4 protein-coding genes are annotated in these 4,344 nt (G+C 72.7%); 1 reads left to right on the top strand and 3 read right to left on the bottom strand.

Annotation, left to right across the window (positions count from 1 at the left end; genetic code table 11):
• Both RH94_RS07975 and RH94_RS42740 read right to left on the bottom strand, forming a co-directional pair.
• Positions 1-757: GNAT family N-acetyltransferase (locus RH94_RS07975; RefSeq protein WP_073945822.1), on the bottom strand; the 757-nt coding region annotated here is incomplete at its 3' end.
• A gap of 559 nt (positions 758-1,316) precedes the next feature.
• Positions 1,317-1,484 carry a transposase gene (locus RH94_RS42740; protein WP_234425613.1) on the bottom strand — a complete coding sequence of 56 codons (168 nt, stop codon included), beginning with the start codon at positions 1,482-1,484 and terminating at the stop codon, positions 1,317-1,319.
• Here RH94_RS42740 and RH94_RS07965 point away from each other — a divergent pair.
• Positions 1,483-2,025 (top strand): sigma 54 modulation/S30EA ribosomal C-terminal domain-containing protein, encoded by a 543-nt coding sequence (locus RH94_RS07965; protein WP_073946932.1) that lies wholly within the window; start codon positions 1,483-1,485, stop codon positions 2,023-2,025. The two genes, RH94_RS42740 and RH94_RS07965, sit on opposite strands and share 2 nt — an antisense overlap.
• Positions 2,026-2,094: 69 nt before the next feature.
• Here the strand turns inward: RH94_RS07965 and RH94_RS07960 are convergent, their stop codons facing one another.
• Positions 2,095-3,429 (bottom strand): phosphoribosyltransferase family protein, encoded by a 1,335-nt coding sequence (locus RH94_RS07960; protein ID WP_073946931.1) that lies wholly within the window; start codon positions 3,427-3,429, stop codon positions 2,095-2,097.
• Positions 3,430-4,344: the final 915 nt, after the last annotated feature.

The following is a 4,344-nucleotide window of genomic DNA, read 5'->3' as shown; positions in this document are numbered from 1 at the left end:
GCCCATGGACCTGTCGGATCGACTCGGCCTTCATCCATCGGCCGAGGCCGTGTCCACGGTGCTCGGGCAGCACGCCGGTGCCGTAGTGCTGGCCGTCACCTGTGCCGTCGCCGGGGACGACGAGTTCGGTGAACCCGGCGATCGAGCCGTTGGAGGCGTCGACGGCGACGACGGTGTGCAACTGGTCGCCGCGCTGTTCGACGGCCTTCGCCGCGGCCCGGACGCGGTCCACGTCCCAGGTCACGGTGCCGTGGTCGCTGTCGTCCATGGGCATGTCGTCCATGGCGTGACGTGAGGCGGCGAACGTCTGGGCGAGGCCGTCGGGGACGGTTCCCCGCCATGACACCAGCCGGTAGCCGGGATGCGGACGTTCGATGATCTCGGCGAGGGCGGTGGTGTCCACATCGGCCAGTGGCAAGCGGGAGAACCTCAGGGTGAGGACCTTGCGGAAACCGCGAGCCGTCAGGAAGCGGTCGCCGGGCGATCCGGCCTCGGCCTGCGCGACAACGCGGCGTCGGGCGTTGTCCCGGGCGGCGGCCACGGCGGCGTCGAGCAGCCGGGAACCGACGCACCTGCGTCGCTCCGCGGGATGGACCCGGAGGGTCAGTTCGGCCAGGTGCTCCTGCCCCGGATCGGTGAACAGCCGCAGAAAGGCCGTCCCGACAGGGATGGAATCGGCGTCGGACGCCAGCCATGCAAGACGCCGGCTGTGCGGCCCGTGAGCGGGGTCGGTCAGTGGGGTGATGCGAAGCGACAAGGTGTCTCCGTCGTGAGGAGGCGGCAAAGGTCAGTACGCGGGCTCAACTGCCGGGCACTCCTGCGCATGTGCTCCACACCTCCTCGTCGACGGCACCGGTCCGGAACAACACGGACGGCCGGGAGAATCCAGCCGGTCCATCGGTTCCCCGGCAAAGGGCTGGCGAAAGACCGGTGCGAGCGTGTGGTCACAGCCACTCATCGAGGGCCGCGACCGGCGCGGTCGCCTCATAGCGGGCCGTCGGCTCGTCGTATCTCGCGGCCACGGCCCGGTGACGTTCAAGGCGATTGACGCCGCACTCGACCGCGTGCCGAGTTCGATGGTCTATCTTGTCGGACTTCGGCGTACGGCCACCGCGCGAGCGGCCGAGGCCGTGGTCGTCCGGCTCCAATACCGACACCGCCGGGCGGCTCGACCTGCAACTCCCCCTTTTCCTCGCCCTGGCGGCCTGCTGGTGGGCCCGGCAGACCGTGGAGTCGACGTCGATGTCCCAGGTGATGAGATCCTCGGCCTCGGCCTGGCCCTGGGCCTGGGCCTGCAGTCGAGCGAAGACCCGCTGTCAGGTGCCCTCCCGCTGCCAGCGGCGGAACAGGTCGTACATCCGTGCCCACGGGCCGTATCGCTCAGGCACATTCCGCCACGGCACACCGGTACGGGTGCGAAACCGTACGCCGTCGATCAGCTGCCGCCTTGTCCATGTCGGCGGTCGACCTGGCTTCTTGCCCATGGGCAACAGCGGTTCCCACCGCCCCGACCGCTTTCCGCGCCCGGTCGAGGAGCGGCGGGTCGTACGGCACGAGCCCTACGCGCCGACCCGGGAGACACCCGACGAGGCGGCCTTCGAACCGGAGACGACGGACTACGACTTCCACCTCCTCACCGACATCGGCACCGGAGAGGACAGCACCCCGTACCGGTCCGGCCCGACGGGCTACCGCCTCGCCCAGGTGCACCCCCGGCCCCGCCCGGTCGGCCCCGTGGCCGTGCCGCTCACCGTCGGCGACCTGCCCGCACCCCGGATGACCCCGGCCGAGGCCGAGCAGCGACTGGACATCGGCGGACTGCCGTTCGTGTTCTTCGCCGACGCCGCCGCCGGCCGGGGAAACGTCCTGTACCGCCGCTACGAACATGTGCCCAGTGCTCCGCCCTTCAGGGGGGAGGTGAGAGGCATCCTGCCCCTTGCGGCCCGGAGGGCCACAAGGGGCAGGGCTACGACTGCCCCGTCCGATGACGGGGTTGTCGGATCCACGACGGTCACTACGGCCTGATCGCCCCGCCGAGTGACGGCCGGAGCGCTCTCCCCGGTCCCGGTGACGGGCCGGGCGGCCGGCACCTCCTCAGTGCCGGGCCGCCCCGTGGTGTGCCGGGGCCATGTGGTCGGTGAACCAGTCACGGGCGAGGTCGGTGACCTTCTCCAGGGTTCCGGGCTCCTCGAAGAGGTGGGTGGCGCCGGGGACGACCGCGAGCCGGTTCTCGCACCGCAACCGGGCCTGTGCCTCGCGATTGAGTCCGAGTACGAGCCGGTCGTGGCCCCCGACGATCAGCAGCGTGGCCGCGGTCACGGCCGGCAGCCGGGGCCCGGCGAGATCCGGCCTGCCGCCGCGGGAGACGACCGCGGCGACCCGCGCGTCCGGCTCGGCGGCGGCCCAGAGCGCGGCGGCCGCGCCGGTGCTGGCGCCGAAGTATCCGACGGCCAGCCCCCGGGCCTCGGGCTGTTCGCGCAGCCAGCCTGTGGCATCCGTGAGCCGCCGGGCGAGCAGGTCCGTGTCGAAGACGTTGGCCCGGTCGATCTCCTCCTCCTCGGTGAGGAGGTCGAACAGCAGGGTGCCCAGCCCCGCCCGGTTCAGGCCGGCCGCGACGAACCGGTTGCGCGGACTGTGCCGGCTGCTGCCGCTGCCGTGCGCGAACACCACGACCCCGATCGCGCCCTCGGGCACCGTCAGCTGCCCGCGCAGCACCAGCGCACCCGCTCGCACATCCGCCTCCCGGTCCTCGGGCACGGCGTGACCGGGCGGGGGCCGGCGGGTGCTCACCGGGCGGGCGAGCGCCTCCTCCAGGCAGGCGACGACCTCGTCGTCGTCGGTCTGGGAGAAGTCGGAGTAGAACTGCCCGATCGCGTAGAAGTTCCGCGGAGTGTGCGGGCACACCAGCTCGTCGGCGTCCGCGCCCAGCCGCGCGGTCCAGTCGTGCGGCGCCACGGGAACCGCCAGCACGACCCGTGCGGCCCCGCGGGCGCGGACGATCCGGCAGGCCGCGCGCGCCGTCGAACCCGTGGCCACCCCGTCGTCGACGACCAGTGCCGTGCGGCCCGTGAGCGGTGCCGGCTCGCGTCCGCCCCGGTAGCGCCGGGCACGGCTTTCCAGCACCACCCGCTCGCGCGCCTCGACCCCGGCCAGCTCGTCCGGCGTGACACGCGCCGTGCGCACCACCTCCTCGTTGATCACACGGACGCCGCCTTCGCCGATGGCACCCATCCCCAGCTCCGGCTGGAACGGCACGCCCAGTTTGCGCACCAGGCAGACGTCCAGCGGCGCGCCCAGCGCTTTGGCGGCCTCCGCGGCGACCGGAACCCCTCCGCGGGGCAGCCCCAGCACCACGACATCGGAACCCTTGAGGTGCTTCAGCCGGGCAGCCAGCCGCCGGCCGGCGTCCCGGCGATCCATGAAGAACACGATCCGGCCTCCTGGTCCCAGGGGAACGCTGTGAGCAGCGCGATGTGTGTCCGTACCCCCATCGTCGCCCCGGCGGAGAACGGATGCGCACCGCTGCGGGCCGCGACCGTACCCGGCCTCGGACACCTGGCGGAGCGCCGTCTTCCCGACGGAGACCGACGCGCCGGGGCCCCCGTCCGCCGTAGTGCTCCTGACGGAGCGTCACCGCGCCGGGCCGGCGCCCTCGACGGACGTACGCCCCTGGTCTGCCACGCCGCGGTGAGCGGCCCTGGCGCCGCGTCCGCGGGGCGGCGACCGACGGCGTGAACGGGCGGTCGTCCGCGACCGGGTCGCTCCGCCGAGCGAGGACGTGCACCATGGGAAGTGACCTGGATGCCGCACTCTCGCGGAGGCGGACCGCGACGTCGCCTCCGGGCCCGGGAAGGTGTTCGTCCCGTGCCCGTCGCGGCACCCCCGCGGTGACATTCGTGCGCATCGTGGAACCGCCGTTTCCCACCCGGCGGCGTCGACAGTGCAAGGGGGAGCGAGCATGAGGCTTTCCTTCCTCGAACCTCTCTACAAGCAACCCGGCCCGTTCGCGTCCGTCTACCTGGACACCTCCCGCGACACGGCCATCAGCGACCCCGATGCCGCCATAGAGCTGCGCCGGCGGCATCTTCGGGACGCCCTGACGACCGAAGGGGCGGATCAGGACTCCATCACCGCGGTGGCGGACATCGTGGGCAGCGACACGGACATACCCGGCACCCACGGGCAGGCCGTGTTCACCGCCCACGGACGACTGGCCCTGCTGGACGAACTGCCCGCCCCGCCGCCACGGGACACGGCGCGCTTCGGAGCGCTGCCGGACACCATGCCGTTGATCGTCCAGCACGCGCCCGGGATCCCCTACCTGGCGGTGCACGTGCAGTACGG

It is taken from the genome of Streptomyces kebangsaanensis, from assembly GCF_001906585.1.
Classification (GTDB): domain Bacteria; phylum Actinomycetota; class Actinomycetes; order Streptomycetales; family Streptomycetaceae; genus Streptomyces; species Streptomyces kebangsaanensis.
Note: the sequence above shows the minus strand (reverse complement) of the source record. Positions and strands in the feature narration are given on the sequence as shown.

Excerpts from the sequence above, each read along its gene's own strand:
- RH94_RS07965 (WP_073946932.1), top strand. The coding sequence starts at position 1,483 with ATGGGCAACAGCGGTTCCCACCGCCCCGACCGCTTTCCGCGCCCGGTC.
- RH94_RS42740 (WP_234425613.1), bottom strand. The coding sequence starts at position 1,484 with ATGGGCAAGAAGCCAGGTCGACCGCCGACATGGACAAGGCGGCAGCTG.